Source organism: Flectobacillus major DSM 103 (assembly GCF_000427405.1).
Lineage (GTDB): Bacteria > Bacteroidota > Bacteroidia > Cytophagales > Spirosomataceae > Flectobacillus > Flectobacillus major.
In genome coordinates, this window is the sequence record NZ_KE386491.1 from 4,998,905 (window position 1) to 5,021,154 (window position 22,250).

Consider the following 22,250-nt stretch of genomic DNA (forward strand, 5'->3'; position numbering starts at 1 on the left):
CTAGTTAATAAATCTTAGTTTACGTTTTAATAAATACTTTCTTCTTCTGGAAATACTGGCTCGGAGGTTGTTACTTAAATAGAGCGATTCGGTGTCGGCATCGTAGCCTTGCAAATGAGAGCAGTTGATAATAAAAGCTTTATGGATTCTTTCAAAGGTATGACCTTTGAGAATATCCTCAAATAGTTTGATGGTTCTCGAAAAAATAAATCGCTCACCATTGCTAAGGTACAGATGTGTATAGTTACTGTCGGCTTGTAGCATAACAATATCCTCGATAGCAATCTCTATTTTTTGGAATTTAAAGTCGAGTTTTCCTTGCGATACATTACAGAAGTTTTCAAAGTTCATATTTTTTCAGGTTATGTGTGTGTATATGGACAGTTGGTATATTGTAAATAGTTCTTGGTAAAATACTATTTAATAGGGGGCTATTTTTGTGATATTTGTGTGCTCTAATATGATTTTTTAGACCATAAAATCATGCTAGAGGTTACACTAAATTACGCCTAAAGAATATATGATTCTCGACAAAATGTGTGAAAGCTACATTTTGGTATGTGAAATGATTATATAGGTGTGTTAAATCAATTACAGAACAAACTTGTCTGAAGTTTCTAATAATGCCAGTCTTTCTTGCGAATCATCCAAAACCGCCCGTAAGTGATATACCCACAATCTCCAATATTTACAAATTTATCATCTTAGCTTTGGCTCGAAAAGGTCTATTCATTGGGGCATATAGATGCTCAATGGGGCTTGTATAAGTAAGTTAGTGAGGCATGAATGAGTCATTGTGGTAAACGAATCGTGCTTTTCTTCGTACTCTTCTCAAAACTCCAATGTTAATTGTTTGCCTTCCCAGTCTTGAGTACTTTCAAGGTTTGATAGTGAAATTCCTAGTAGCCGTATGCCTTTAGCAACAGGTAAAAGCTGTTCGAGGAGTTCAAAAGATAGCCTTTCTAGCAAATGGCTATCTATAATTGGTGAAAGGGTTGTTTTGCTTCGTGTGATTATTTGAAAATCATTGAATTTTACTTTGAGCGATACCGTTCTGCTATAAATTTGGTGTTTTTCACAATATCGCCATACATCTTGAATCAGAGGCTCTAAGCCAATTTGTAGTTCGGCTCGTGCTGTTAGGTCTTGATGAAAGGTATTTTCAGAACCTACCGACTTACGAGTACGGTCGGGGTTGACGGGGCGGTCGTCGATACCCCTAGCAATATAGTAATAGTAGCTTCCTATTTTGCCAAAGTGCTTTTTCAAAAAAGCTTCATCATATTCTTTAAGGTCTTTACCTGTAAAAATCCCCATTTTGTGCATTTTTTCGGCTGTCACTTTACCAATACCATGAAACCGATGTATTTCTAGTTGCTCAACAAAAGCCTCGCCTTGGCTAGGTTTTATGACAAAAAGTCCATCGGGCTTATTGTAGTCTGAAGCAATTTTGGCTAAAAACTTGTTGTATGAAACCCCTGCCGAGGCTGTCAATTGGGTAGTGTTTTTGATTTTTGCTTTGATTTGTTGGGCTATTTCGGTGGCCGAAGCAATACCCAGCAAATTATTGGTGACATCCAGGTAGGCTTCATCAAGCGACAAAGGTTCTATTAATGAAGTATAGCTGGCAAATATATCTCTAATTTGAAGCGATACAGCTCTATAACTTTCAAATCTTGGTGGTACAAAAATAAGATTAGGACATTTTTGTGCGGCAATCTTTGACGACATCGCCGACCTTACCCCAAATTTGCGAGCTTCATAACTTGCAGCCGCAACTACGCCACGGTTGCCAGAACCACCCACAGCCACAGGTTTGCCTCGCAGCGAAGGATTATCCCTTTGCTCTACCGAAGCAAAAAAAGCGTCCATGTCAATATGAATGATTTTTCTAAGCGAAGTCATATTCGTTAAGAGAGTCTTGGTTAAGTCCTAATTACGAAGAACTCCGCCAGGGTACAAAATAGTTCTTCAATCAAGGGTTTGTTGATAACTGAAAGTATTGTCAACTCATCTTGAAAATCATTTTAAACTTTTCTATGGGCTATTGTTTAAATATAATTGGGCAACTCCCAGATACTACTTTATGATACGCTACTAATTTTTCCTAAAAATGGTTCATAACTTTAATACTTTTGTAAAAATAACCCACACATTTATGACACCACAAGAAGTAATACAACAAGATTTTTCGCCCGAATGGTCATTTCAAGCCTCAAGAAGTGGAGGGGCAGGGGGGCAAAATGTCAATAAGGTTTCGTCGAAAGTAGAATTACGTTTTAACGTACAAACCTCTCAGTTGCTGGACAATACCCAGAAAGCCCTTATTTTAGAAAAACTAAAAAATCAAATCAATACTGAAGGCGAATTAGTTTTGGTATCGCAAGAAGACAGAAGTCAGCTTCGCAATAAAGAAAATGTTATCAAAAAATTTAAGGAGGTACTACAAAAGGCTCTTTTTATTCCTAAAAAACGCAAGCCCACAAAGCCCACAGCAGCCATGATTGCCGCCCGACTAAAAGGTAAAAAAATCAATGCCGAACGCAAAGCTATGCGAGGTAAAGTTCAGTATTAAGTTTGTTGGGATATTTTTTAAAATAACTCAAATACAGTGAGTTATATCGGGGGTGTCTGTATTAGGCTGTAGCAATTGCTGCTTGTAAATGATAAAATTATATAGCCTTTACAATAAATAGGTAATTGCAAGCTATGTTTTTGTAACTTTGCAGCCTAAAAATTAGTAATATGACCCCGAAGCAACAAGGATTTGTTTTTCCGCCTGAATGGCATCCGCACGTAGCTACTTGGCTAACGTTTCCACATAATGAGGCATCTTGGCAAGGCAATAAACGCCAACAGATGTACCCGCAGTATTTTGGCTTAATAAAAGCTATTTCGAAAGGTGAAAAAGTTGGGCTAAATGTTAATGATGAAACTTTAAAGGCTTTTATTTTGGGTGAATTACCCAAATACGAAATAGACCCCAATCAAATAGAAATTTTAGTAAATTCTACTAACGATGCTTGGTGTCGTGACCACGGCCCAGCTTTTCTTATCAATCCCCAAACCAAAGAGCGAATGATTGTGAATTGGGGGTATAACGCATGGGGCGGAAAATACCCTCCATACGATTCTGACAATAATTTACCTGCAAAAATTGCTGAATACCGTGGTTTGTCTTATTCTACACCGGGTATAATTATGGAGGGTGGCTCGGTAGAATTTAATGGTGCAGGTACGATTTTGACCAGCCGTGAATGCTTGTTGAACGAAAACCGCAACCCACATCTTAACCAAGACCAAATAGAACAATATTTATACGATTATTATGGTGCAGAGCAGGTACTCTGGGTAAACGATGGTATTGTGGGCGATGACACCGACGGCCATATCGACGATACGGTTCGTTTTGTGAATCAGGACACCGTTGTCACTATGGTAGAACCCAACAAGGCCGACGATAATCATGAAATCTTGGAAGAAAACCTACAGCTTTTGAAAGGAATGCGTTTATTGAATGGTAAACAGCTCAACATTGTAGAAATACCAATGCCAACCCCAATTGTCTTGGACGATTTCCGCACGCCAGCTTCGTATGCTAATTTCTTGATTTGTAATGCAGGCGTACTTGTGCCAACATTCAACTGTAAAAATGATGATGTTGCACTCGATATTCTGTCGCAGGTATTTACCGACCGTCCAGTGATTGGGCTTCCTTCCGATAAAATTATTTGGGGGCAGGGCAGTTTCCACTGTTTAACCCAGCAAGAACCAGCCATTTAATATATTTCAAATCAAGCATGAATGGTGGCTTAGTAGTGAATAGCTAACAAATAGAAGCTGTGTATTGGAGCATCATTGTTGAATATTACAACCCCGTACTCGTAATACAACACCCATATTATAGCCGCCCTATTGTTGAGCCACCAATCAAGTTGTTCCAGTATTCATCAATCATTCAATTCCATGAATAAACATTTGTTATTTATTGCCTCATTGGGATTATTGTTGGGCTTAAATGCCTGTAAATCTACAAAGCCCCTTGTCCAGAATCAGGGAAGCGTAGTGGCTACCCCTGTAGCAGAAGTTGTGAAATACGAACACAAAACCCAAATGCAAATCAAGCAATTGAAAGCGATAGACTTGGAGGAAGATTGGACATTTGCAGATGAGTTGGTACTAAATTATACCCTTACGGCTGTTGATTCCAATCAACAGATTGTTCAGGTAGTCAATGGCTCTTGGGGGGTAGAAAGTGTGAAGCAAGGACAAATTATTTTGGCTGATAAGTTCAAGCCAATAGAGCTTACCTTGCCCGAAAATGGAAAGGTTTTGGCTTCGGTAGTGCTTACCGAAATAGAGGACTATCAAAAAGCACAAGCCATGGTCAAGAAAATCAATGACTTAGGAGGAATAGCCAAAATCCCAGCCGTACTGGTGAGTATAGCCGAATACCAAACGCCTATTGCTATTGTATTTGGGAGTTTGCAAGCCGCAGGTTTAGGGTTAAAAGCTGCCGAACATTTCGACAAAGATGATTTATTAGGACAAAATACTTTTCAAATTACCTTCGATGAAGTAAAAGCAGGTAAAACCCTCTTTGCTGTACCGCTGGTATTTAAGGGCGAACACCTAAAAAACACCTTTCACTATGAGTTAAACTACGATTTAAAGGTGAAAATTCTCCCATTGAAAAATTGATTGTCGATACTTTTAACCAATCATGTTCAAAGGTATTCATTGTAAGGACATGACTGTAATCTGGATTTTATTATTATTTTTGTTTTTCCAATACAATAAACTATGACGGTTAAAAGTTAAATCTAATAAGCTAGAATCATTTCTTTCTAGCTTAGTACAAATTGAGGAATGAATAAAATATTTAGCATATATACCGCACTAATTGCTTCGTTATCCATTATCGCCCATACGGGAAATGCCCAAAACGATGCCCAAGCCATAACAATAGGAACTAAAAAAATTAGCTCTTATGAGCTAGAACAAACCTATAAGAAATTCGTACAGAGCGACAGCATAAAGAAAGAAAATTACAAAACCTTTTTGCAGGACTTTATAGACTATAAGCTGGCTGTATATGCAGCCGAACGCTTGGGGCTAGATACTACCAAAGCTTTTGTAGAAGAACTCAATACCTATAGAAAAGAACTGACATCGCCTTATCTGACCGACAAAAATGTCCTAGACAAGCTTGTTCAAGAGGCTTACGACCGTATGAAGGAAGAAGTACGTATAGCTCAGATTTTTTTGCCTATTGCCAAAAACGCATCGCCAGCCGATACAATGGCAGTTTACGATGAAATCCGTAGCTTACGAGTACGTATTACCCGAGGCGAATCCTTTGAGCAAATTGCCAAAGATTATTCAAAAGATACAAAGTCGGCAGTAAAAGGGGGGGATCTAGGCTATTTGGCTGTTTTAGATAATAATTATACCTTCGAGTCGGCTGCCTATAATACCCCAAAAGGCGAAGTGTCGTTGCCTATCCGTACCGATAGGGGCTATCATCTTATCAAGGTGCTTGATAAACGTTCTTTCCGAGGAAAGGTCAAATTAGCTCATATCTTGGTTTCGCAAAGTGCCAATATGTCGGATACCGAAAAGATTGCTGCCAAGAAAAAAATAGACGAAGCTTATGCGTTTCTCAAAAAAGGTGAACCTTTTGATGGCGTTTGCCGCACCTATTCCGACGACGTAAGTACCAAATCTCGTGGAGGAGTGTTGTCTCGCTGGTATGAAGCTGGAACGCTTATCGACGAAAAAATTACAGACTTGGTTTTTTCATTAAAAGAAAAAGGCGATTATACTACGCCTATCCAAACATCATTGGGCTGGCATATATTCAGATTAGTTGAGAAAAAAGGCTTATTGAAGTTTGAAGAATTAGCACCGTTTATTCGTCAGAAAATCAGCTCAGACCCTTCTCGTGGAGCGATTGCCAAAAGTAATTTGGTCAAACGATTAATTAGAGAAAATAACTACTTAGAATATATTTCGGTAAAACAAGAAGCTTTTGATAAGTTTTATAAAGACCGATTGGGAAATGAAGGCTATCTTTCAAAAGCTATTTTCACCATCAATTCTCAGCCATTTACAATTAAAGATTTCTATGATTTTGTGGTACAGCAACAACGCCAGTTGATAAAAGTAGGTGGACTCAACGATAAGTCTGTTGGCGATTGGTACAATACTTTTGTAGAACAAAAAAACTTAGAGTACGAAGAAGCAAACGTAGAAGTAAAACACCCAGAATTTAAAGCAGTATTACAAGAATATCGTGAGGGAATTTTGCAGAAAAATATGATAGACCGTTATGTTTTAGCACCTTCACTAGACTCGATTGCTCAGGTACGATATTTTCAGCAAAATGCCCCCAATTATCAATATACCAACCGCCTATTGGCCAAGGTAATTACCGCCGACCGCCGAGAAACCCTTGAGCAAGCCAAAAGTGTACTACAAAAGGGACCATATCCTATGAATAGACGCTTCCCTGAAATCTATTTTGAAAAAGATAAAGCCGAGTTTTCGGCCGATGCCCAAAAAATTCTTTACGAATTGGCTCTTATCATGATTAAAAATAGAGACTATACTGTAGAAATTGCAGGGAATTCTGACCCCGACGAGCAGGAAAGTGTGTCGGCCGAGCGGGCTAGAAATATAGTGAATAGCCTTATCAACAAGGGCGTTTCGGCAACCAGAGTAATAGAAAAAGACGAAGGCAAATATAAGCCCGTTTCTAAAACCGACCGTAGTAAAAACATGAGGGCTACTATCAAGTTCTATTCTACATCGATGGAGGATGTTGTAAAAAGATTTAATGCTCTCAAAGCCAATAGCCTAACAGCCGAAGAAAAGTTCTTCAAAAAAGGAGAAAACGAAATCGTTGATCTGGCCGCTTGGACAGTAGGCGAGCAAAGCTTTGAGGTCAAAAATCGTCATGTGTGGATGAACGTTGAAAAAGTAGAAGAGCCAAGAGCCAAAACTTTCAAAGAAGCAAGAGGACAGGTAATTAGAGATTATCAAAAAACATTGTTAGATAATTGGCTTGGGCAGTTGAAAGCGAAGTACCCAGTGTCTATCAACGAAAATGAAATAAAGCGAATTTTTGAATAACTTCTAGGTATTATTAAAGAGTGTAGCGAAATGATTGAGTTATTTCGCTACACTTTTTTGTTGAATATAGGGCTATTAACACTTTTTAACGGTACAGTTAAAAGGTTTAGACCATAAAAACCGTTAAATTTGTTAGTTATTAAATACCATTAGAAAATTAGGGAACGTCTCAATGAGCGTTTTGGCTGGTGGCTTGACAACGAGATAAGATTAATAAGAAACAATAATTGAAGATGAAGAAAAAACTTTATTTGTTATCAATAATGATGTTGTTTACAGTAGGTGTTCAGAGTTTGAAGGCTCAAAACCCATTGGTGATTGACAAAATCATTGCCAAAGTAGATAACCATTATATTCTTAAATCTGAGTTAGAGGCTCAGTATCAGCAGTATTTACAGAGCGGCCAGGCCAATACGCCTACTCGCTGTCAATTATTAGAAAGTCTTATTATTGGAAAAGTAATGCTTGCCAAAGCTGAGATTGACTCTGTTTTAGTAGAAGATAAAAGAGTAGAATCTGAACTGAGTGCTCGTATGGAGCAAATGGAACAGCAGTTTGGCTCTACCAAAAATATTGTTGAAGCCTATGGCAAAACAATTGCTTCATTGAAGGACGAACTTCGTTCGGCTATTAAAGAGCAATTGACAACCCGTAAAATGCAAGACAAAATTACAGGTGACGTAAAAATTACGCCTAAAGAGGTAAGAAAATTCTTTGAATCAATTCCTAAAGATTCATTGCCTTATTTACCTTCGGAAGTAGCCGTTGGACATATTGTGAGGCTGGCCAAAGTAACCCGAGCTCAGAAAGATGAGCTATTAAAACGCTTGTTAGATTTTAAGAAAAGAGTAGAAAATGGAGAAGATTTTGCCGAATTAGCTAAAATCCATTCAGAAGATTTGGGCTCTGGAAAGCGTGGTGGCGACCTAGGCTTTGCCAAACGTGGACAAATGGTAGCACCCTTTGAGGCAGCTGCATTGAAATTGAAACCTAATCAGATCTCGGATGTTGTAGAATCGGAATTTGGGTTTCACTTAATTCAATTGTTGGAAGTAAGAGGGCAAGAATATCACGCACGCCATATCTTGTTGCGTCCAGATTACCAACGCCTCGACCTTACCGAACCAACCCATTTCTTAGATAGTATCAGAGTATTGGTGCAGCGTGATTCATTGAAATTTGAGAAAGCAGCTAAATTACATTCGGAAGATAAAGCTACCCAAGATGCAGGTGGTATGCTGCTAGACCCTAATACTCGTGCCTTAAAAATGCCTTTGGATGGTACAATGGAGTCAGGTTTGTATTTTACACTTGATTCAATGACTGTAGGAACACTTTCAAAGCCTATTCCTTATCGTACAGAAGATGGCCGAACAGCCGTAAGATTGTTGTTTTATAAAGCCAAATACCCACCACACTTTGCCAATATGGAAGATGATTTTCAGAAATTAGCCATGATTGCATTGAGCAGAAAAAGAAATAATGCCATCGAAGAATGGTTCTCAAAAGCCAAAGAGGATGTATTTATTTATGTTTCTGACGAATATAAAGATTGTAAAATCCTAAAAGGTGGAGGGCAGTAACAAGAAGCTTATTGTAACAAATATAGCCTCTGCGGGCTAAATCATAAAAAATAATATAAGACGGTCGGTATTTTATCGACCGTTTTTCGTTAATAATAAAAGCATTTTGTGTAGTTTAGACTAAAGTTTTCATAGAAACCTCCTATACAGGTTATTATTTGGCAGGTTATTTGATTAACTTTACGAAGCACGCTATTAGTAAAAAATCTATTTTCAAACAGTTAACATAAGTAGAATGGCTCAATATCAGTCAGATGTGGAAGCGGTTAACGCTCTAAAAGAATCTTATCAAAAACTTACTTCAGAAATTGGAAAAGTTATTATTGGTCAAGAAGACACCGTTCGATTATTACTTACCGCTATTTTCTGTCAAGGGCATTGTCTGTTAGTAGGAGTTCCGGGTTTGGCCAAAACACTCCTAATTCATACCATTGCCGAGGCGTTGGATTTGGATTTTAACAGAATCCAATTTACTCCCGATTTGATGCCTTCAGATATTTTGGGTTCAGAAACCCTCGATAACGAGCGGAATTTCAAGTTTGTGAAAGGACCAATTTTTGCCAATATTATTTTGGCCGATGAAATCAACCGTACACCTCCCAAAACGCAATCAGCTTTGTTAGAGGCTATGCAAGAATACGCTGTAACCGTTTCGGGAAAAAAATATCCGTTGAATCGTCCGTTCTTTGTATTGGCTACTCAAAACCCTATTGAACAGGAAGGTACATATCCATTGCCAGAAGCTCAACTCGACCGTTTTATGTTTATGGTCAATCTGGACTACCCTTCGTATCGAGCAGAAGTTGATATTGTGAAAAGTACAACCAACGATATTAAATATAAGGTACAAAAGCAGGTTTCGGGCGAACAGATTGTTGCATTTCAGCAATTGGTAAGAAAAGTGCCAGTAGCCGATAATGTAGTAGAATATGCGGTAAAATTGGTGCATAAAACTCGTCCAAACTCTGAGCTGAGCGATACCCTTACCAATAAGTATTTGGAGTGGGGGGCAGGCCCAAGGGCTTCTCAAAACCTAATTTTGGCAGCCAAATGTAACGCTTTGCTTAATGGCAAGTTTTCGCCAGATATTGAAGATGTACAAGCTGTGGCTTTGCCAATTTTAAGACACCGTATTGTCCGTAATTTCAAAGCAGAAGCTGAAGGCGTATCGGTAGAAGATATTGTGAAAAAGCTTATCTAAAAGCAAAAAATATAAGCCCTCTAATATATACAATGTATGTTAGAGGGCTATTTTTGTGCCTATTATACTGCAACAGGAGCTTTAATGGCTGGGTGTGGATGATAGTTTTCTAGTTCAAAATCTTCGTATTTAAAACTAAAAATATCTTTTACCGCTGGATTGATTTTCATGGTTGGCAAAGGACGAATTTCTCTTGAGAGTTGCGTATTTACCTGTTCGATATGGTTTGAATAGATATGGGTATCGCCACCTGTCCAAATAAAATCACCTAATGCTAAATCGCATACCTGAGCAATCATCATTGTTAGCAAGGCATACGATGCAATGTTGAACGGAACACCCAAAAAAACATCGGCGCTGCGTTGATAAAGCTGGCATGAAAGCTTGTTGTCGGCTACATAAAATTGGAAAAGAGCATGGCAAGGCATCAAGGCCATTTGCGAGAGTTCTCCTACATTCCAAGCACTAATAATAATTCTTCTTGAGTCTGGACTTTTTTTGAGTGTTGTAATTACCTCTTTCAATTGGTCGATAACTTCGCCTGTTGGGGTTGTCCAGCTTCGCCATTGTTTGCCATACACAGGCCCCAAATCGCCATTTTCGTCGGCCCATTCATCCCAAATTTTCACACCATGTTCATGCAAATATTGAATATTGGTATCGCCATTGATAAACCAAAGTAATTCATGAATAATAGACTTTAAATGGACTTTTTTGGTTGTTACTAGCGGAAACCCTTCTTGTAAGTTGAAACGCATTTGATGACCAAAAATACTTACAGTTCCTGTACCTGTACGGTCGGTTTTAGTAGTACCATTTTTGAGAATATGATTCAGTAAATCGTGATATTGTTGCATGAGAAAGTAAGTTTAAACACTTGGCCTTTGATTGATGGGGCTAGAATTTGATGATTTCAAAAGCACAAAGTTACATAAAAAACCCTTGCTCGACAATGAAGGCAAACAAGGGTTTTGAAAATATTGATTAATAGAGCATTAAGCCTTGGTTACTTTTTTGACTGCCTTTTTATCAGTTTTTGCTGTTTTTTCAGTATCGCTGCAGCATTTACCTTTGCTTTTGCTTTCACATTTTGCTGTTTTCTCTTTGTCTTTACAACATGAGCCTTTGTCTTTTCCATGAGCCAACGACACGGTAGTTGCCAAGGCCAATAACGATAAACCTAAAATGAACTTCTTCATGATTTGTCAGTAAACACGATTATTTGAAATAAATGAACATAAGGCAATTTGATAATTAAAGCATAGAAAACCAAACATTATTTCTGAAATTATTCAGCAAATTCGATAGCGTAAGTATGCGTAATTTCGGCCGATGGACTTAGTTGTGCCGTAGCTGAGCAGTATTTTTCCATTGATAATTCAATAGCTTTTTCAGCCTTGGCTTCGGTAATATTACCCTTAAATGCAAAATGGACATTGATTTTGCGGAAAGGTGTCATTTCTGTACCTTCAATTTTTTCTCGCTCGCCCGAAACCGATATTTTAAGGTCGTCGATACGCTGGCGTTGTTTTTTCAAAATCAATATTACATCAATTGCTGTACAACCTCCTAAGCCCATCAACAATAATTCCATTGGGCGTGAGCCAGCATTATGACCTCCAATATTTTCGGCTGCGTCTATATGCACAGGCACTCCCGACATACCCGATGCCTCAAAATGAAAAGCATCGTCAACTCTAACTAATTCTACTTGCATGGTTTTTATTGGTTATTGTTATGGCTAATACATATTTAGCCAAGTAATTTGAAATAGAAAAGTAGCAAACTTTTATACTACTTACCCAACAGTATGCTAAAACTTCTTAAAAAATACAATTTGCTCGGAACTTTGTCTAATAGCAAAGTGATGAAGTTTCGACGGTTCGATAAATAACCAACAAATAATCATGCCTAAAAGTTGAGTAATCAATACTTTCTCGTGTATGATGTGCTTAGAATAGTTATTTTAGCTCGCTAGCCTTAATATCTTTGCTCCAAACTTGTGTACCTTTTGTATCGAAAATCGTGATTTTTAATACACGGTCTTTGAGTGGCCCCGAAACGTCACAGATGGCAAAGTTACGTTCTGTAAATAAAGTACCATCAACAATTGGCGAATTATTTTCTTCTTTGACAGGTTTTGATGGCCCCGAAGTTAGTGGCGACACCGTAAGGTCATAGAGCGGGTAATTTGCTCCCGAACGCTCTAGTTTTTGCAAACAAGTATGATGGCGGTCGCCCGAAATAAACAATACCCCTGGTATGTTAGCATCACCGATTTTCTTTAATAAATCTGCTCGTTCAGCCTCATAAACGGCCATATTTTCAAATACCCTAGCTGGATTAATTACTTGCCCACCCGTAACAATAATCTTGAAAGTTGCTTTGCTATCAACCAAAGCATCAATTAACCAAGTGAGTTGTTTTTTGCCATAATAATCGCGGTCGCCAGTAAAATTTTCGTTGGGAGCTCTAAACCAGCGGTCGTCGAGCATAAAAAACTGAACATCATTCCACTGAAAAGTACCTGTTGTAGCTTCGTTTTGGAATATATAGTTAGGGTTTGCCCAAAAGAGTTTGAACATTTCCAATGCCATATCTTTATTCCAGAAAGAGCGGTCAGAATCATTTGGGCCATAATCATGGTCGTCCCAAATAGCATAATGATGAACACTACCCAACAAAGGCTGCATTTCGGGAATACTTCTCGAATGTGTATTGCGATGAATCATTCCTGTACGAGTATTCCAGTCGGGTTCGCGATAATAGAAGTTATCGCCACCCCAAATCATAAAATCGGGTTTTTTTTGATAGATAGAGGTAAAAATTTCAGGAAATCCGCCATACGCACGGCCAGGGCGGTCAGTTTCGGTTTCGTTGATATAATTACAACTTCCCACCGCAAATTTAAAAGCAGCAGGGTCTTTGCGGTATTGCCAAAGCTCTTGGCTCTGAAATGATAGAGGGTAATCACGTGCTACTTTTTTGCCATTAACCCATACTTCATAATCATATTTTTTGCCCATTGTTACTTGGTCACAAACAAGCTTTGCTACAAAACCATCTTTTTTTATGGTAGCTATCTCGTCGGTAGCATATTTGATAGCAGGTTTTTCTTTGTCCCAGTAAATAAACTTTACTTTTGCAGGCTTTTCGGTTTGTACCCATAGCATTACTTCCTTCATATCAGAATAGCCCACCATAGGGCCACTTTTGATTTGGGCAGTGATTGAAAGGGCAAATAATTGAAACAGCAAAATCAGTAAAACGAATTTTTTCATGAGGTATGTTTTTAGTTGGTGATAAGATTGGGGTATCTTTGTGTTTTGGTGGTTACTCAATGCCAAGCTACAAATAGCTTTTTGATGAATCATTCAAAACCAATGAATTAAACAACGCAAACAAAATGCACTATTACGACATCCAAGGAGTAAAGCTGACAGCACTAGCTAACCAATTTGGCACGCCATTATATGTATATGATGCCAACAAAATTATTGAAAAAATAGCCATTCTTCGCGATTCATTCAAAGAAGTTAACATAAAGATAAAATACGCTTGTAAGGCCAATACCAATTTATCAATCTTGAAGCTCATGCGAAAACACGGCGTAGAGATAGACGTTGTGTCGCCTCAAGAATTGCAATTGGCATTGATGGCTGGCTATGAAGGCTCACAAATTACCTTTACGCCAAGTGGTGTATCGTTTGATGAAATTGAACTAGCCGCAGAAGCTGGCGCAAGAATTAACTTAGACAACCTAGATGTTTTAGAGCAGTTTGGTCAAAAATATGGTAATACCAAAGGGGCTTTGATTCGGATTAAGCCGCACGTATTTGGTGGAGGAAATGAAAAAATTATGACGGCTCATCCTGAGTCTAAATTTGGTATTTCTATTCATCAAAAAGACCAAATATTGGATATTGTCAAGAAATACGACATGAAAATCATTGGTTTGCATCAGCACACTGGGTCGGATGTAAAAAATGCCGATGCTTTTACTCAAGCTGCTAGTGCTATTTTAGAAATGGCTTTTGACTTTAAAGACCTCGAAATTATTGATTTGGGGGGAGGTTTTAAAGTAGCTTACAAAGATGGCGATATTGTAACCGATATGGCCGAAGTAGGGCAGGTATTGAGCGATGCTTTCTTGAAATTTTCGGCTGAATATGGCCGCCCATTGCAACTCTGGTTTGAGCCTGGAAAATTCTTGGTAAGTGAAGCGGGTACATTTTTGACTACAACCAATGCGGTGAAAGTAGACCCTATCAAAACTTTTGTGTGTGTTAACTCAGGATTAAATCATTTAGGCCGCCCGATGATGTATGGTGCTTATCACGATATTTTTAATGCTTCTAATGAAAACACGCAGGAGCTAGAAGACTACCGTGTTGTAGGGTATATTTGCGAAACAGATACTTTTAGCTGGTCGTCGGAAGGAAAGCAGAGCGAACGCACAATGAGTAAAGTAAGCAAAGGCGATATTATTGCGATGAAAAATGCAGGTGCTTATTGCTATTCGATGGCTTCGCAATACAACTCACGTGTTAGGCCTGCCGAAGTACTGGTATATGAAGGCGAAGCCAAGTTGATTCGCAAGCGAGAAACCTTCGATGATATTCTGAGAAATACCATTGAAATAGATTTGTAATAAATCAATAGAGAGTCCCAAAGTGTTTGTATACACCTTGGGACTCTTACTATACAAATACTATATAATACTAAAATAAATAGCCCACTCCCAAGCTCACTGTAGCCGCTCGTGAAGCTCCTTCTAGTTTTTTGATATTATAATACCCCCTCAATTCGGCCGTAATATTGCTAGTGATATTTGCTCCAAATCCTGCTCCAATACCTGCTTCTAGGCGGTTGCTAAATGAAAAATCAGTTAAATCAATAGATTCGGAGGTAGTTTTGTTAGGCTCTATCAATTTTCGGTTTACGCTCAAAAGATATGAGATATATGGCCCCACATTAACAAAAAATGGCATATTACTGCCGCCCCAACTGTATTGATACAAGATAGGTAAACTCAGTATACGATTCCCGATTTGGGTGTTCATATTGCTTGTTAAGTCATATTTGGTTGAGCGTTGGAGGTAGAGTAACTCTGCCTGAATTGCAGATTGTGTTGCTAAGGGAATATTGGCCAATATTCCTACTTCATACGAAGGGACGATTTTAGAACCTTCATTTTCTAAGGTAATTACTTGGGCAATAGCTGCTCGGATACCCCATATAATTCCTTGATTATCATAATTTTGTCTTATATTTTGAGATTTCCACTGATAAGTCGAAGGCCGTTTTTCGGTATTGCCCAAAGGCCCAGTTGATTGCTTAACAGTTGTATTGGAAGTTGGCGGGTCAACAGTAGTACTGGGGGCAGTTTGTACTTTGCTGGTATTACTTGTTGGTGTTTTTGCTTTGTTTTGCTGAGCAAAAGCAGAGCCATGAACACCCGCAATGATACAGGCAACATATAAAAGTTTGTTCATTTTTTAAGTTTTTTAAGTTCGGTTTTACAAATTGTAAGGATAGCTCATTGCCTGATACTTAAAGTGGAATATGCCTATTCCATACCCTTTAGTTTTACTCTAAATTACGATATTATTTTGTCTTCAGATTAAGCAACCACAAAATTAAATATCCAAGATAGATTTTTATCATTATTTATCCATTTTCTAAATAATGTCTTACGCTTTATACACGATTTGCCAAGCTACTTCCATTTCTTCCTGAATAATGACATTTTATGTTGCTTATTTGAATGTAATATGATTTTTTATGACAATTTGTCGTGCAAATTCATGCTTATTTGTCCAAAAAGTGACATTTTGTCTTTATTTTTTGGAGTGGTACAGAACTTGTTAAAATATAGGCATAACACAAAGTGATGGAAGTGTACAAAAATATTGAGATTATATCAGATTTTGGAATATGCTTAAATAGGCTTTATTCTTCATGTAGAAAAAGGTTTATGAATCCGACATCTGAAATTTTCAATTCTTCGCATACAACCAACAAAGTGTTCAAAATAGATTTTTCAAGTTGTAACAATAAAACAAGATAAAGCCATGACATTCGTAAAATTAAATCCATTTGTAAGACCATCAGTAGCAAACAGAGCATCATTCAACAACGAAATCAATAACCTTTTTAAACAATTTGATACCATGATACCTAAAGCACAATTCAACAACGCATTTTATAACAATATTCCAGCAGTAAATGTCAAAGAAACCGAAAACAGTTTTCAGATAGATGTGGCTGCTCCAGGTTTGAAAAAAGAAGATTTTAAAGTAAGTCTTCACGAAAACCGCTTGACGATTTCGGCCAATCAAACACAAAATACCGAAGAAAAAACAGAAAAATATACTCGTCAAGAGTTCAATTATGCGGGCTTCCAGCGCACCTTTACATTACCCAAAAATGTAGATGGTGAAAAAATCGAAGCTTCTTATATCGACGGTATCCTTCAAATTGGCTTACCCAAAAAAGAAGAGCTTAAACCAGCCGTGAAAGAGATAGCAGTATTGTAAGCTGGTTTGCGTGTATTTAGGGAATATAGCTCCGATTTTCAAAAAACTTGAAAATTGAGCTATATTCCCTAATTGCTTGAAAAAAGATATATCTAAAGTATTGGCATAGAAAGATTTGAAAGTATTTAATTCTTAAAATTTGTTAAAAAGCAGTAGGTTTATGCACCTCAAAAGTGGATTTTGCGTTAAATTAGCATAGTGAAAGAAAATTAATCACTAAACAAAAATTGTAAACAATCCATTAAAATTTAAGGGTACATTTATCAGGAATAGAAAGCTTGAAAAATGTAAAACCACTCCATTCACATTAAATATTTTTAACAATGGAAATGAAAAATAATTTAAAATCACTAGCAATCGTCGGAGCTTTGAGTAGTGCGACTACGCTCGGAGCATATAAGCTATTCTTAGAAAAGTCATCGTCCGATGCCGTTTTTTCAGATACCCCATCGGCCTTTACACGAATGGTGTCTGACCGCAGTGGTGCTCCTGCTGGTTCATTGAGTGAATTTACCTTTGCAGCTGAAAAAGCTACGCCAGCTGTAGTTCATATCAAAACCAAAATGACACGCCAAGTTAGTCGTCAGATGATAGACCCTTTTGAAGATTTCTTTGGAGGTTTTGGCGATTTTGGTGGCGGTGGTCGCCGTCGTCAGCCAGAAGCACAAGAAGCGTCGGGTTCGGGTGTAATTATTAGTGCCGATGGCTATATCGTAACCAACAACCACGTAGTACAAGATGCCGATGAGGTTTCGGTAATTTTGAACGACAAACGTGAATTGAAGGCAAAGGTTATCAGTACCGACCCTTCTACCGATATTGCTGTAATTCAGGTAAAAGCCAGTGGTTTACCATTTTTAACTTTTGGTGACTCCGATGCACTTCGTGTAGGCGAGTGGGTTTTGGCTGTAGGTAACCCATTCAACCTAGAATCAACAGTGACGGCTGGTATTGTTTCGGCAAAAGGTCGTCAAAATATTATTGACCGTGACAAAGAAGGCGTAAGCCCGCTCGAATCATTTATTCAAACAGATGCAGCCGTAAACCCAGGTAATTCGGGTGGTGCTTTGGTTAATCTCAAAGGTGAGTTGATTGGTATTAATACTGCTATTTATAGCCGTACAGGTCAATTTGCAGGGTATTCGTTTGCTGTACCAGTAAGTATTGTGAAAAAAGTATCGGCCGATTTGATTAAATATGGTAATGTACAAAGAGGGTATTTGGGTGTAAGCATCATTGATGTTTCGGCTAAGGTAGCAGAAGAAAAAGACTTAAAAGTAAATGAAGGTGTTTATGTAAGTGGTTTTGCAGGAAGTAGTTCGGCTCAAGCTGCGGGCTTAAAAGTAAACGACGTAATTGTTAAAGTAGATGGTGTCGAAACCAAATCTTCATCTAAATTGATGGAATTGGTAGGTCGTAAACGTCCAGGCGAAACAGTAGTTGTAACTGTGAACCGTGACGGAACATTGAAAGATTTCAATGTTGTTTTGAAAAATAAAGACGGAAATACCAATATCGTAAAAGGAGAAGCTACTGCTGCAGTAATCACAAGCGAATACCTAGGAGCTACAATTGCTAATTTAACAGAAGCCGAGAAGTCTAAATTAAAATTGACAGGTGGTGTAAAGCTAACAGAAGTAAATCCTGAAGGCCGTTTGGGTTATCAGGGTATCGAAAAAGGCTTAATTATCTCTAAAATAGATGATAAAGCTGTAAAAGATGCTAAAGAAGCCAACGATTTGCTCCAAAACCGCAAAGGACGTGTCAAAATTGAAGGCCTTGATTTAAGCGGTACTCGCTATTTCTATGTAGTAGTACTTTAATAGAATTAACTGATTGATTTATACAGCCCTACTTGCTTTTAGCGAGTAGGGCTTTTTTATTGAATGCTTGTTTTTTACAAAAAATATAAAAAAGTTTGAGTTGTTAATAATCATATAGTATATTTGTACTGTAATAAAAATAGTTACAGATTGAATAGTGCAAAATTTTCCATATCACTTCATATTCTTACCTTGTTAGCTAGTTCAGGGGGTGAATTATTAACTTCCGAGTTTTTGGCTAGTGGGATTAATATCAATCCTGTATTGGTAAGAAAAGAATTAGCCAATCTAAGAAAATTTGGCTTTATCGAAAGTAAGGAAGGTAAAAATGGAGGAAGTTATCTGGCCAAGCCTGCTACCCAAATTCAGCTTTCGGAAGTATATAAAGCGGTGCGTCAATCGTCGTTATTAGGTCAGCTCAATAATCAACCTAATCCTAATTGCCCTATTGGTAGACAAATCAATCAGCACCTCAATGATTTATTTGATGAAGCCGAATTGGCAATGCTAAGCAGATTGGGCGAAATTACACTGGCTGATTTCTTAAATAAGTTCAATTAATTTTTTTGTACCAATCTGTAATGTTTTTTGTTACAGATTTAAAATAAAAACCAAAAATATGAAAGTAGCAGTAATTGGAGCCTCAGGATTTGTTGGCTCGGCCGTATTAAAAGAGGCACTAAGCCGTGGTTATGAAGTATTGGCAATTGTTCGCCATCCAGAAAAAATTACTACCGAAGCCCCCAATTTAACCATTGTCAAAGGTGATGTCAATCACACAGAATCGTTTGTTGAACTAATTAAAGGTGTAGATGCTGTATTGTCGGCATATAACCCAGGCTGGGAAAACCCCAATATCTATGACGAATCGCTTAAAGGTTTTCAGGCAATTCAGGCAGGCGTAAAAGCCGCAGGAGTAAAGCGTTTGTTGGTAATTGGTGGAGCTGGTAGCTTAGAGGTTGCTCCGGGGGTACAATTGGTAGATACCCCAGAGTTTCCTGAAGCGTGGAAAGCTGGAGCATTAGGAGCACGTGATTATTTGACGATTATTCGCCAAGAAACAGAATTAGATTGGACATTTTTGAGTCCTGCTATTATGCTTGTTCCGGGTGAGCGTACAGGAACTTTTAGACTTGGCGGCGACCAATTATTCTTTAACGAAAAAGGAGAAAGTACTATTTCAGTTGAAGATTTGGCTGTGGCTTTTGTAGATGAATTAGAAAAAGGACAGTTTATCCGTCAACGTTTTACTGTAGCGTACTAATAGCTTATTAGCGAAAACATGGTCATTACCAATTATGGGATAATTTAAAATAGAGATCTCCTATTTGTGCTTGTCGGGATTCATCAGGTCGTTAAGAGAACATTGAAGAGGCTTACCAATTGCTCAAATGATAGAAATTTAGGGGCTATTCATGCCAAAGGCGTTCGAAAAACTAATTTCGAACGCCTTTGGCATATTTAATTTCAAAGCATTGTATCTCTACGAGTGAAAATCATATTCAAAAATAATCACTCATTCGCTCCATCACCATTCACTCAATTTGGGATGGCTCATGTTTAATGTCATATTAGTTAAGGTAAATCGTGTGTTACTGTACAGTCATAGGTTGGGCTTGTCGTGCATCCGACTGTGCAAATATTTGATAACCAATGATTTCAAGGTTTTCTTTGCCAGGAAAACTCGATAAGTCATATTGATTTAAGATCATATTGAAAGTTTGGTCGAAAGAATTAAGCGTAAAATAATTGAATGAGTAGGCTTGTTCGGCACTAAACAAAAGAATAATAGGCATTACCTTATTTTGGGCTTGAGCAGCCTTTCCTATCCATTTTAGGCGGTCTTTCATGTAGCTCAAAGAAGGAATTGTTTGGTAGGCATGTACCATAATTCTATCAGAGTTTTCTACCAAACCTGCCGCTTGTGTTGAGTCCTGATTGTTGGGATTTTTGAACCAGCCCATATATTCTTCTGTAGGAATACGTGGGTTTTGGCTATCGCCCCAGGCTTTTATGCCCTGTAATTGCTTGATATAATTTTTGAAAGTACTGGCTTTATTCCACCATTCAAGCTCAAGGTTGGAATAATTAAATTTTTCGATAGGGTCGGTTCTACTAGCGTTATAATTATTGACAAGTCCTGTAAAAGCTCCAGCCGAGGCCATACAAGCCGTAATAGTTTCGATACCGTATTGAGTGCGAGCTTTTCTGATAAAGGCTGCCATTTTAGAATACCCCGACGAATAGGCCAACAGTGTATAAAGGTCGTAGCAAGTGAGTGTTTTAAAATTATTGTATTGGCACCAAGCCAGCATATTATTTTCTAATTGTTCATTTCCAACAATATACTTTAAACTATCTAAATACACACCTCGATATAGATTGTCGGATGAAACTCTAAAGTTTTCAACATGCGACTTAGGAGTTACTGCTTCCATGAGTTTGTCTTCACTACATTGCATAAATAAGAAAGCAAAAGAAAACAAAAAAATAAAGTATAAGTTCGATTTCATATTTGAGATGTGTTTATTATATAATAGCCTGCTTACAAGAGAAACAGAAATGGAAAAGCCCCTTTTCGTTTTCTCTTATTCTAAAATAGTAGATAAAAACCAATAAAACAATACATTATTGAATAAAAAAAGGTATGATTGTTTAAAAAACGTTATGAATTTTTTGCACTTTTCTCATAACCCCATGAAAGTGAAATACATAGCTTTTCAGGCTAAAAGATGTAAATTGTGAAGAATGCACGAAAAATAATGATAAGCGAAGTTTATAGGTGAGATAAATAAAAGAGTGAAATATAAAAAAACAAAAAAAAAGCCCAACATTTTATTGTTGGGCTTTTTACGAAAAAAAAAGATTAGTTTTTGTAAAGTACGGCTTTTACAGCTTCAACTGTACGCTGTACACTTGGCAAAATAGCATCGATAAGGGTTGGAGCATAAGGTAATGGAAGGTCTTTCGAGTTAACACGAATAACCGGAGCATCCAAATAATCAAATGCCCAACGCTGAACATTGTAGGCAATTTCAGAAGAAAGTGCAGCAATTGGATTTGCTTCTTCTACTACCACACAACGGTTGGTTCTTTTTACTGAAGCTAATACTGTTTCGTAGTCGATAGGACGTACTGTTCTAAGGTCAATTACTTCGGCATTGATACCTAGTTTAGTTAATTCTGCTACTGCAGGCATTACTACACGAGAAAGCATTTTTCCAAAAGTAACAATCGTAACATCAGTTCCTTCTTTAACAATACTAGCTTTGCCAATAGGAGTAAGGTATTCGCCATCTGGCACAAGCCCTTTGTCTCCGTACATCAATTCAGATTCCATGAAGATAACTGGGTCATTATCACGGATAGAGGCTTTCAACAAACCTTTTGCATCGGCAGGGTTTGATGGAACTACTACTTTCAAACCTGGCGTGTTAGCAAACCAGTTTTCAAAGTTTGAAGAGTGTTGTGATGATAATTGACCAGCATTTCCTGTTGGGCCACGGAAAACGATTGGACAAGAATACTGACCACCAGACATTGACATCATTTTGGCAGCAGAGTTGATCACTTGGTCAATTGCTACTAATGAGAAGTTGAAAGTCATGAATTCTACGATAGGACGAAGGCCATTGGCTGCCGCACCTACTGCAATACCCGCAAATCCCAATTCGGCGATTGGTGTGTCAATTACACGGTCTGGACCAAATTCGTCCAACATACCTTGCGATACTTTGTAAGCACCATTGTATTCGGCTACTTCTTCACCCAATAAAAATACCGATTGGTCACGACGCATTTCTTCGTTCATGGCTTCACGAAGAGCCTCTCTGAATTGTATTTCTCTCATTTGTTTAAGATAATTCTAGGATATTTAGGACGCTATGCGTTAAAAGTTAGATATTTAATATCTCATTATAAATTGAGTGTAAAATTAGGCAAGAATATTTGAACTGACAACATAGTTTTT

General features: G+C 37.8%; 20 protein-coding genes. 11 read left to right on the plus strand and 9 right to left on the minus strand.

Going from position 1 to position 22,250, the window contains the following annotated elements:
- Entirely contained in the window at window positions 1-351 is a 351-nt protein-coding gene (locus FLEMA_RS74750; RefSeq protein ID WP_052354308.1) for a LytR/AlgR family response regulator transcription factor, read from the minus strand.
- A 480-nt stretch (window positions 352-831) separates the two neighbouring features.
- Window positions 832-1,905 carry a DNA polymerase IV gene (gene dinB / locus FLEMA_RS0158465; protein WP_026997401.1) on the minus strand — a complete coding sequence of 358 codons (1,074 nt, stop codon included), beginning with the start codon at window positions 1,903-1,905 and terminating at the stop codon, window positions 832-834.
- A gap of 253 nt (window positions 1,906-2,158) precedes the next feature.
- Here dinB and arfB point away from each other — a divergent pair, with 253 nt between their 5' ends.
- From arfB to FLEMA_RS74780, 6 genes are all read left to right on the plus strand, one after another.
- Window positions 2,159-2,575, plus strand: a complete 417-nt coding sequence (gene arfB, locus FLEMA_RS74755; protein WP_044173819.1) for an alternative ribosome rescue aminoacyl-tRNA hydrolase ArfB — start codon at window positions 2,159-2,161, stop codon at window positions 2,573-2,575.
- Between the two features lie 170 nt (window positions 2,576-2,745).
- A complete protein-coding gene (locus FLEMA_RS74760; protein ID WP_044173821.1) occupies window positions 2,746-3,783 on the plus strand; it encodes an agmatine deiminase family protein in 1,038 nt (345 codons plus the stop codon).
- Window positions 3,784-3,966: 183 nt separating this feature from the next.
- Window positions 3,967-4,701, plus strand: a complete 735-nt coding sequence (locus FLEMA_RS74765) for a hypothetical protein (protein ID WP_052354310.1) — start codon at window positions 3,967-3,969, stop codon at window positions 4,699-4,701.
- A 168-nt stretch (window positions 4,702-4,869) separates the two neighbouring features.
- Window positions 4,870-7,134 (plus strand): peptidylprolyl isomerase, encoded by a 2,265-nt coding sequence (locus FLEMA_RS74770; RefSeq protein WP_052354311.1) that lies wholly within the window; start codon window positions 4,870-4,872, stop codon window positions 7,132-7,134.
- 233 nt (window positions 7,135-7,367) lie between these two features.
- A complete protein-coding gene (locus FLEMA_RS74775; protein WP_044173823.1) occupies window positions 7,368-8,717 on the plus strand; it encodes a peptidylprolyl isomerase in 1,350 nt (449 codons plus the stop codon).
- A 235-nt stretch (window positions 8,718-8,952) separates the two neighbouring features.
- A complete protein-coding gene (locus tag FLEMA_RS74780) occupies window positions 8,953-9,918 on the plus strand; it encodes an AAA family ATPase (protein ID WP_044173826.1) in 966 nt (321 codons plus the stop codon).
- Window positions 9,919-9,980: 62 nt separating this feature from the next.
- On the opposite strand, the gene FLEMA_RS0158660 is transcribed toward FLEMA_RS74780, so the two are convergent.
- The 4 genes from FLEMA_RS0158660 to FLEMA_RS0158685 all read right to left on the minus strand — a co-directional run bounded on the left by FLEMA_RS0158660 (window position 9,981) and on the right by FLEMA_RS0158685 (window position 13,199).
- The gene (locus FLEMA_RS0158660; RefSeq protein ID WP_026997408.1) at window positions 9,981-10,775 is read right to left on the minus strand and encodes a thymidylate synthase; all 795 of its coding nucleotides are present in this window, start codon (window positions 10,773-10,775) and stop codon (window positions 9,981-9,983) included.
- Window positions 10,776-10,913: 138 nt separating this feature from the next.
- On the minus strand, window positions 10,914-11,117 hold the full coding sequence (locus FLEMA_RS74785) for a hypothetical protein (protein ID WP_044173828.1): 204 nt from the start codon (window positions 11,115-11,117) through the stop codon (window positions 10,914-10,916).
- An 89-nt stretch (window positions 11,118-11,206) separates the two neighbouring features.
- Window positions 11,207-11,635, minus strand: coding sequence for an OsmC family protein (locus tag FLEMA_RS0158675; protein WP_026997409.1), 429 nt, complete (start codon window positions 11,633-11,635; stop codon window positions 11,207-11,209).
- Window positions 11,636-11,879: 244 nt separating this feature from the next.
- A complete protein-coding gene (locus tag FLEMA_RS0158685) occupies window positions 11,880-13,199 on the minus strand; it encodes an alkaline phosphatase D family protein (protein ID WP_026997410.1) in 1,320 nt (439 codons plus the stop codon).
- A 125-nt stretch (window positions 13,200-13,324) separates the two neighbouring features.
- Here FLEMA_RS0158685 and lysA point away from each other — a divergent pair, with 125 nt between their 5' ends.
- Entirely contained in the window at window positions 13,325-14,569 is a 1,245-nt protein-coding gene (gene lysA, locus FLEMA_RS74790; protein WP_044173830.1) for a diaminopimelate decarboxylase, read from the plus strand.
- A 70-nt stretch (window positions 14,570-14,639) separates the two neighbouring features.
- Here lysA and FLEMA_RS0158725 read toward each other — a convergent pair whose 3' ends face one another.
- Window positions 14,640-15,413, minus strand: a complete 774-nt coding sequence (locus tag FLEMA_RS0158725) for a porin family protein (RefSeq protein ID WP_026997414.1) — start codon at window positions 15,411-15,413, stop codon at window positions 14,640-14,642.
- A gap of 579 nt (window positions 15,414-15,992) precedes the next feature.
- On the opposite strand from FLEMA_RS0158725, the gene FLEMA_RS74795 reads away from it, so the two are divergent.
- From FLEMA_RS74795 to FLEMA_RS74805, 4 genes are all read left to right on the plus strand, one after another.
- Window positions 15,993-16,457 carry an Hsp20/alpha crystallin family protein gene (locus tag FLEMA_RS74795; RefSeq protein WP_081681395.1) on the plus strand — a complete coding sequence of 155 codons (465 nt, stop codon included), beginning with the start codon at window positions 15,993-15,995 and terminating at the stop codon, window positions 16,455-16,457.
- A gap of 329 nt (window positions 16,458-16,786) precedes the next feature.
- A complete protein-coding gene (locus FLEMA_RS74800; RefSeq protein WP_044175279.1) occupies window positions 16,787-18,280 on the plus strand; it encodes a Do family serine endopeptidase in 1,494 nt (497 codons plus the stop codon).
- 150 nt (window positions 18,281-18,430) lie between these two features.
- Window positions 18,431-18,841, plus strand: a complete 411-nt coding sequence (locus FLEMA_RS0158795) for an Rrf2 family transcriptional regulator (protein ID WP_026997418.1) — start codon at window positions 18,431-18,433, stop codon at window positions 18,839-18,841.
- Window positions 18,842-18,899: 58 nt separating this feature from the next.
- Entirely contained in the window at window positions 18,900-19,544 is a 645-nt protein-coding gene (locus tag FLEMA_RS74805) for an NAD(P)-dependent oxidoreductase (protein ID WP_044173832.1), read from the plus strand.
- 328 nt (window positions 19,545-19,872) lie between these two features.
- On the opposite strand, the gene FLEMA_RS0158830 is transcribed toward FLEMA_RS74805, so the two are convergent.
- Both FLEMA_RS0158830 and FLEMA_RS0158845 read right to left on the minus strand, forming a co-directional pair.
- Window positions 19,873-20,793 carry a hypothetical protein gene (locus tag FLEMA_RS0158830; RefSeq protein ID WP_026997419.1) on the minus strand — a complete coding sequence of 307 codons (921 nt, stop codon included), beginning with the start codon at window positions 20,791-20,793 and terminating at the stop codon, window positions 19,873-19,875.
- 353 nt (window positions 20,794-21,146) lie between these two features.
- Window positions 21,147-22,130 (minus strand): pyruvate dehydrogenase complex E1 component subunit beta, encoded by a 984-nt coding sequence (locus FLEMA_RS0158845; protein WP_026998004.1) that lies wholly within the window; start codon window positions 22,128-22,130, stop codon window positions 21,147-21,149.
- Between the last annotated feature and the right edge of the window lie 120 nt (window positions 22,131-22,250).

Bases quoted from the DNA above. Each gene is read 5' to 3' on its own strand.
- FLEMA_RS0158845 (WP_026998004.1), bottom strand. From the start codon at position 22,130: ATGAGAGAAATACAATTCAGAGAGGCTCTTCGTGAAGCCATGAACGAA.
- FLEMA_RS74780 (WP_044173826.1), top strand. From the start codon at position 8,953: ATGGCTCAATATCAGTCAGATGTGGAAGCGGTTAACGCTCTAAAAGAA.
- FLEMA_RS74775 (WP_044173823.1), top strand. From the start codon at position 7,368: ATGAAGAAAAAACTTTATTTGTTATCAATAATGATGTTGTTTACAGTA.
- arfB (WP_044173819.1), top strand. From the start codon at position 2,159: ATGACACCACAAGAAGTAATACAACAAGATTTTTCGCCCGAATGGTCA.
- FLEMA_RS74800 (WP_044175279.1), top strand. From the start codon at position 16,787: ATGAAAAATAATTTAAAATCACTAGCAATCGTCGGAGCTTTGAGTAGT.
- FLEMA_RS0158685 (WP_026997410.1), bottom strand. From the start codon at position 13,199: ATGAAAAAATTCGTTTTACTGATTTTGCTGTTTCAATTATTTGCCCTT.
- FLEMA_RS74795 (WP_081681395.1), top strand. From the start codon at position 15,993: ATGACATTCGTAAAATTAAATCCATTTGTAAGACCATCAGTAGCAAAC.
- FLEMA_RS0158830 (WP_026997419.1), bottom strand. From the start codon at position 20,793: ATGAAATCGAACTTATACTTTATTTTTTTGTTTTCTTTTGCTTTCTTA.
- FLEMA_RS74765 (WP_052354310.1), top strand. From the start codon at position 3,967: ATGAATAAACATTTGTTATTTATTGCCTCATTGGGATTATTGTTGGGC.
- FLEMA_RS0158675 (WP_026997409.1), bottom strand. From the start codon at position 11,635: ATGCAAGTAGAATTAGTTAGAGTTGACGATGCTTTTCATTTTGAGGCA.
- FLEMA_RS74750 (WP_052354308.1), bottom strand. From the start codon at position 351: ATGAACTTTGAAAACTTCTGTAATGTATCGCAAGGAAAACTCGACTTT.
- lysA (WP_044173830.1), top strand. From the start codon at position 13,325: ATGCACTATTACGACATCCAAGGAGTAAAGCTGACAGCACTAGCTAAC.
- FLEMA_RS0158725 (WP_026997414.1), bottom strand. From the start codon at position 15,413: ATGAACAAACTTTTATATGTTGCCTGTATCATTGCGGGTGTTCATGGC.
- FLEMA_RS74805 (WP_044173832.1), top strand. From the start codon at position 18,900: ATGAAAGTAGCAGTAATTGGAGCCTCAGGATTTGTTGGCTCGGCCGTA.
- dinB (WP_026997401.1), bottom strand. From the start codon at position 1,905: ATGACTTCGCTTAGAAAAATCATTCATATTGACATGGACGCTTTTTTT.
- FLEMA_RS74760 (WP_044173821.1), top strand. From the start codon at position 2,746: ATGACCCCGAAGCAACAAGGATTTGTTTTTCCGCCTGAATGGCATCCG.
- FLEMA_RS74770 (WP_052354311.1), top strand. From the start codon at position 4,870: ATGAATAAAATATTTAGCATATATACCGCACTAATTGCTTCGTTATCC.
- FLEMA_RS74785 (WP_044173828.1), bottom strand. From the start codon at position 11,117: ATGAAGAAGTTCATTTTAGGTTTATCGTTATTGGCCTTGGCAACTACC.
- FLEMA_RS0158660 (WP_026997408.1), bottom strand. From the start codon at position 10,775: ATGCAACAATATCACGATTTACTGAATCATATTCTCAAAAATGGTACT.